A 6052-nucleotide genomic window follows, 5' to 3' on the forward strand; every position below is an offset into this window, starting at 1 on the left:
GTGGTCAGCGATGAGGCAATTGATAACTATATTCACGAGCAAGTTATTCAGGCGAAAGTGAATGAATCCGGTTGGGGGGTGGGTGGTGACAAGCGCCGAATAGTGGAGTCGGGCACGGCGTTAATCCAAGGGTTGGTGAATGGCGATGTAAATAAAGCGGTGGCGAATGCGAGTGCACCGTATATTGCGAATCAAATAGCGCAACATATCCCAGCTGAAAATAAAGAGGGTCGTATAGCGGCACACGGTATTGCGAATGTTGCATTAGCACTGGCAAAAGGTGAAAATGCAGGCGCGCAATCGTTAGGTGCGATGACGGCAGAAGCGGTGGGAATGCTGTCGCAAGAGCTGTATAAGAAAAAGCCAAGTGAACTAACGGAAGATGAAAAATCGACGGTAAGTGCGTTTGCGAGTCTGGCCGCGGGTATCGCGGGTGGATTAGTCGGCGGCGATACGTCCAGTGCAGCAAATGCCGCAGAGGCCGGGAAGACCACAGTTGAGAATAACCATTTAAGCCCTGAAAAGACGAAAGCCAGAAGTGAAGAATTTGCAAAATGTAACGGTGATAGTAGTTGCCGTGCTGAGGTTAGAGACACTTATCGAAAGGAATACGATAAAGTTCAGGAGCAAATAAACACCTGTGATAGCCCTGACCAATGTGTTGCTGTCGCAAAAGAACTCAAAGAGTGGCAAAAAATCTACTCAGAAAGAGCGAAAGAGCTACAAGATAAAGCACATAATAATGGTGGTATTGGAGCCCTCACTGACGCTGAGCAGAAGGAATGGGCTGAGATTAGAGGCACATTACCGAACCTAGAAGGCTCTCGTAATTTAGCAATCTATCGTGCTGAACAGTTAGGTGGCTCAGAAGAAACCACAAAAGAACGTGATTTAGCGATGGCAGCAGCAGGGATTGGCTCTGGTATTGGGAGTGGCAAAGGTGGAAGTAAGAATACAAACAAAGATCCACAAACTAACCAGCCAAACCAACAACAGTATAAAAATGTTTCGCCTAGCACTTTAATTGGGAGGCAAGATAATACTGAAATGTCAGGCTCGCAAGTTAAACGCTTAGTGAAAGATATGAAAGTTAATGGTTTCAACAAAGATGAACCAATTGATGTTGCTGTTGTTAATGGAAAAATGATTATTATTGACGGTCACCATCGAGCTGAAGCGGCAAGAAAGGCTGGCATTAAAGATATTCCTGTTAGAATTAATACAGTAACAAAAGAGCAAGGCGATCAATTATTACGTGAAGCAGCAGAAGCAAGAGCTAGGAGATAGCATGCTAATCCCAATAAGTGATGCAACATTGAGAAATTTTGTTGTTATCCAAAAGAAATTAGTCACATCGTTTATGGAACAGTATCCTAACGTAAAGGATTATCAATTTTTATTGGATTTCCCTAAACATGGAACTATCCGAGTTGATGATAATGTTTGGAACTTTTCAAAACATGGGAAAGGAATCAAATTTTATCAAGGTGATTCATCCAGTGCAAAGGTAGTAGATATTCATTGCAACATTACCGAACCTGATATGTTTGATTTATGGCGTTTAAGTCAGTATTTTCAATTAGACAATGATGCTGAATTGAAGTGTCTATTAGATGATATGGTTAGGTCAGGTTTATTACTTATTTCTGATAAATTTTATACATTTGCAAGCTAGTATATAAGATCCCAGCCCCACACTGGGATCTCCTTAGTCATCTTACTCCCCCTCAGCCAACCGGATAATCAACTGTCCGGCTTGGCGTGTGAGGGAAAAGTGGGTTCCCACCTCAAATCCCAACTCATTCAGCCACTTACCGCTGAGTGTCAGTTGTGGACTAGGGTTGGGTTTACCTCTATTCGTTAAGTAACCCACTGTATACTTTCTGGTTTTTGTTACTTCTTATTTAGTCACCTATCCAAATATTCCAATCCTATCTTGTTATTTTTCTTTTTTTTTTACTCAAACACACCGAACAAACCACCGACAAATACGATTCGAAGCAAAAAGGCGGTAGCCTGTCGGGGAGTATTGGCACAGGGTTAAATACCACGCATGCGGCGGTGTCGGAAGGTGAGATTGTTATCCGCGATAAGGATAATCAGAAACAAGATGTCAATGCCCACGAGAAACTGAACACGATTTTTGACAAAGAGAAAGAGCAGAAGCGGATAGAGAAAACGCAGCTAGTCGGCGAGTTAGGTAAGCAGATTACAGATATTGCGGTGACGGATGCGACCATAAAAGCCACGAAGGAGGCGAACGAGAGCAAGAACATCCCGACACAGCAAGAGCGTGAGGCTGCGAAAAAAGCGCTTGAAGTACAAGGGAAAGTGGTCAGCGATGAGGCAATTGATAACTATATTCACGAGCAAGTTATTCAGGCGAAAGTGAATGAATCCGGTTGGGGGGTGGGTGGTGACAAGCGCCGAATAGTGGAGTCGGGCACGGCGTTAATCCAAGGGTTGGTGAATGGCGATGTAAATAAAGCGGTGGCGAATGCGAGTGCGCCGTATATCGCGAATGCAATCGCAAATAATATTGGTGAGGATAACCAAGCAGGTCGCATAGCAGCGCACGGTATTGCGAATGTTGCATTAGCACTGGCAAAAGGTGAAAATGCAGGCGCGCAATCGTTAGGTGCGATGACGGCAGAAGCGGTGGGAATGCTGTCGCAAGAGCTGTATAAGAAAAAGCCAAGTGAACTAACGGAAGATGAAAAATCGACGGTAAGTGCGTTTGCGAGTCTGGCCGCGGGTATCGCGGGTGGATTAGTCGGCGGCGATACGTCCAGTGCAGCAAATGCCGCAGAGGCCGGGAAGACCACAGTTGAGAATAACTATCTATCAAATAAAGATGTTCTCAACATGCAGAAAGAACTGGAGATCGCAGAGAAAGAGGGCAAAGACACTCAACCTATTTATGAAAAATATGGTGCGTTGAGTGAGAAGCAAAGAGAAGAAGCGGTAGCAAAAGAATGTAGCGATAATGTGTATTGCTCGATTGCTGCTTGGGAAATGATGAACACAGGGAGTGAGCAATCTAACTCCAAATTAGCGGCTTTAGCCTCTAAGTTAAGTCCTGAAGAACAGGCGAAATTCAATGCGTTTGTGAATGCAGAGAATGCCGAAAGTGCTCATGCAATTTATCAATCACTCCCTACATCAGTTCGTGTTGCACTACAAGGTAAGGAAATTCTAGATAGTACGGGTATCCGAGGACCTGTATCAGGCTCAGGCGGTGTGTCAGCTTTAGGGATCAAAGGTAAAGGTGACAAAGGGAATAAAGAAAAAGAACAAAGTAATAGTTCTCAAAAAAATCCATCATCAACAGAGCATAAAGTTGTTGATATCAAGTCTGGTGGTAAAGGTGATTGGAATAAGCAGCTGAATAAACCTGAGCCAAGTACAGTTTATAAAGTCGATGGGAACAACACTTATAAAACAGATTCTCAAGGGCGAGTACAAAGTGTAGAAGCAAAACTTTCATTAAATAAAAATGATAGGAATAGCTATCAGCAATGTAAAGCTGGAAAGTGCGGTGTTGCGGGTGATGAAGGTGGACATTTAATTGGTATTCGATTTAATGGACCAGGAGAAAAAATTAACATTGTTCCAATGAATTCTAATTTGAATAGAGTTGAATGGAAAAAAATGGAGAACTTATGGGCAAAAGCTTTGAAAGAGAACAAGCAAGTTGATGTTAAGATTGAACCTATATATTCAGGAAATAGCGAACGACCAGTAAAATTCAATGTAAGATATACAATTGAAGGTGAAAGACCAGTGATCAAGAACTTTACGAATGCTCAAGGTGGGAGATAGACATGAACGACCAAGTTATATATCAAAAAATTGGACAGTTACTTGTTGATTCCGCCCCATCTGATGCTAAAAAAATCATCGTCAGAGCTGAACTTTTTTGCGAACGAGATGGTTGTACTTATGAGTTTGATTATCTAGATAAAAATAATGAATTAAATTGGTACGACCCTGATGGTAAAGCTATAAGTGATTTGACTGATACATTAGAAGATTTGAGAAGTTTTTATATTGATAATATAAAATCGGAAGAAAGTTCATTTTGGCATGGATGTGAAATCACTTTAGACTTAGAAACAATGAAAATTAATATAGATTTTAAGTACGAAGACTAAAGGAAAAGATCCCAGCACACGACACTGGGATCTTTTATCTACCTCACTCCCCCTCAGCCAACCGGATAATCAACTGTCCGGCTTGGCGAGTGAGGGTAAAGTGGCTACCCACCTCAAATCCCAACACCTTCAACCACTTACCGCTGAGGGTGAGTTGTGGGCTAGGGTTGGGTTTACCTCGGTTCGGCAAGTAACCCACTGAATATCGTCTGCTTTTGACCTCGTCTTCTTTAGTCACCTATCCAAATATTCCAATCCTATCTTGTTATTTTCCTTCCTTTTTTTACTCAAACACACCGAACAAACCACCGACAAATACGATTCGAAGCAAAAAGGCGGTAGCTTGTCGGGGAGTATTGGCACAGGGTTGAATACCACGGCATCGGTGAATGTGAATAAAACCGAGATGCACAGTGATTATCAATCGGTGGATAAACAAACGGGTAGGCGTTCATGCAGGTAATGCTAATGATTTATCAAATATTGCGACAGGTTCCCAAAAAGTGATTGTCATGGAAAACCCATACGGATTTAAACCGTTTAATAATGAAGTATTGAGAGTATTGGATAAAGATGGAACTATGGTAGTTACGGGGTCTTGGAATAATCCTGCTATGAAAAACATTGAAAAAGAAGCTAAGAAAAATGGGTTTAAATTAGTAGAAGTGAAAGTAATTTCAAGTGAAGGCTTTAAAAATTCAAATGGTAAGCCTATAAATAACCCAACTGTTAAAGAATATAAATTTGAAAGAGAGTGATCGGGTGATAATGAAATATGATATAGACATAACTTGTAGTTATCTGAAAATGATTTGTTTAGATAATAATATAGATCTGAAATCATATTTTTCGATTTCAGATCTTAGTAATAATTCTATTTATTCTTCAATATCATTGAGTAACATAATAGTTAATCTTGATGAAGAAGAATGGTATAACCCGATAATAAATAATAATAGCGATAGTATTGTTGCAAAAGCTTTAAAAAGCATAGGAAACGAAGAATTAGAAATGCTTACATTAATGTTAAAGAAAGCAACACTGCATATCAGTGGTATAAAATGTACTTATATTCAGATTAAATCGGGAGTAAAAAATCATTATCATTCGGAGGATAGTGAGTTTTCTATCGGTGATAAATGTATATGGCTTGTAGGCTATAGCTCTGACTATGTGGATTCGATGGTAAATATAATGTTAATTTTTAATGGTTCTATAAAAATTGAATTTGATGAGTCAGATATATTGATTGAATCAATGAATTACAAATGTTTTATTGACTCTACAAGTGTAAATGCATTTAATAATGCGCTTGATTTATTCGTAGAAACGAAAAAACGATGGATGGATAAAAGTAAATTTAATGGGATAAAGTCTAGCTTATTAAACTTTGATGATTTTATTAAATATTTTGATGATACAGAGTATGGGAGTTTTGCAATTAAAAACTACATTCCTAAAAATTGAATGCTATCAAGTAGATAATAAAAAAGCATTACTTTAGTCAAAAATATTTTTTAGCGTTCCCCCTCAGCCAACCTGATAATCAACTGTCCGGCTTGGCGAGTGAGAGTGTATTGAGTGCCTACCTCAAATCCCAACTCATTCAGCCACTTACCGCTCAGGGTGAGTTGTGGGCTGGGGGTGGGTTTACCTCTGTTCGGCAAGTAACCCACTGTATATTGTCTGGTTTTGACCACGTCTTATTTAGTCACCTATCCAAATATTCCAAGCCTATCTTGTTATTTTCCTTTCTTTTTTTACTCAAACACACGGAACAAACCACCGACAAATACGATTCGAAGCAAAAAGGCGGTAGCTTGTCGGGGAGTATTGGCACAGGGTTGAATACCACGGCATCGGTGAATGTGAATAAAACCGAGATGCACAGTGATTAT

At 40.2% G+C, this 6052-nt stretch carries 7 protein-coding genes and 2 pseudogenes; 6 read left to right on the top strand and 3 right to left on the bottom strand.

Annotation, left to right across the window (positions count from 1 at the left end):
* Positions 1 to 1287: VENN motif pre-toxin domain-containing protein (locus tag AC4IFT_RS22030; RefSeq protein ID WP_490752846.1), on the top strand; the 1287-nt coding region annotated here is incomplete at its 5' end.
* Position 1288: 1 nt separating this feature from the next.
* Complete coding sequence (locus AC4IFT_RS22035) at positions 1289 to 1675, top strand: DUF6896 domain-containing protein (RefSeq protein WP_490731921.1); 387 nt, start codon at positions 1289 to 1291, stop codon at positions 1673 to 1675.
* Between the two features lie 42 nt (positions 1676 to 1717).
* Here AC4IFT_RS22035 and AC4IFT_RS22040 read toward each other — a convergent pair.
* Positions 1718 to 1876: pseudogene (locus AC4IFT_RS22040) on the bottom strand (SymE family type I addiction module toxin); the annotation flags it as partial.
* Between the two features lie 185 nt (positions 1877 to 2061).
* On the opposite strand from AC4IFT_RS22040, the pseudogene AC4IFT_RS22045 reads away from it, so the two are divergent.
* Together AC4IFT_RS22045 and AC4IFT_RS22050 are read left to right on the top strand one after the other, a co-directional pair.
* Positions 2062 to 3822, top strand: a pseudogene (locus tag AC4IFT_RS22045) (DNA/RNA non-specific endonuclease); the annotation flags it as partial.
* A 2-nt stretch (positions 3823 to 3824) separates the two neighbouring features.
* Entirely contained in the window at positions 3825 to 4154 is a 330-nt protein-coding gene (locus tag AC4IFT_RS22050) for an immunity protein YezG family protein (protein WP_490752848.1), read from the top strand.
* Positions 4155 to 4197: 43 nt separating this feature from the next.
* On the opposite strand, the gene AC4IFT_RS22055 is transcribed toward AC4IFT_RS22050, so the two are convergent.
* Complete coding sequence (locus tag AC4IFT_RS22055) at positions 4198 to 4392, bottom strand: SymE family type I addiction module toxin (RefSeq protein ID WP_490752849.1); 195 nt, start codon at positions 4390 to 4392, stop codon at positions 4198 to 4200.
* Between the two features lie 274 nt (positions 4393 to 4666).
* Here AC4IFT_RS22055 and AC4IFT_RS22060 point away from each other — a divergent pair, with 274 nt between their 5' ends.
* Entirely contained in the window at positions 4667 to 4912 is a 246-nt protein-coding gene (locus AC4IFT_RS22060) for a hypothetical protein (protein ID WP_490752850.1), read from the top strand.
* On the top strand, positions 4899 to 5621 hold the full coding sequence (locus AC4IFT_RS22065; RefSeq protein ID WP_490752852.1) for a hypothetical protein: 723 nt from the start codon (positions 4899 to 4901) through the stop codon (positions 5619 to 5621). Before AC4IFT_RS22060 ends, AC4IFT_RS22065 begins: the two co-directional genes overlap by 14 nt.
* Positions 5622 to 5671: 50 nt before the next feature.
* Here AC4IFT_RS22065 and AC4IFT_RS22070 read toward each other — a convergent pair whose 3' ends face one another.
* On the bottom strand, positions 5672 to 5854 hold the full coding sequence (locus tag AC4IFT_RS22070) for a SymE family type I addiction module toxin (protein ID WP_490752854.1): 183 nt from the start codon (positions 5852 to 5854) through the stop codon (positions 5672 to 5674).
* Between the last annotated feature and the right edge of the window lie 198 nt (positions 5855 to 6052).

The organism is Providencia sp. UF-183, assembly GCF_058246155.1.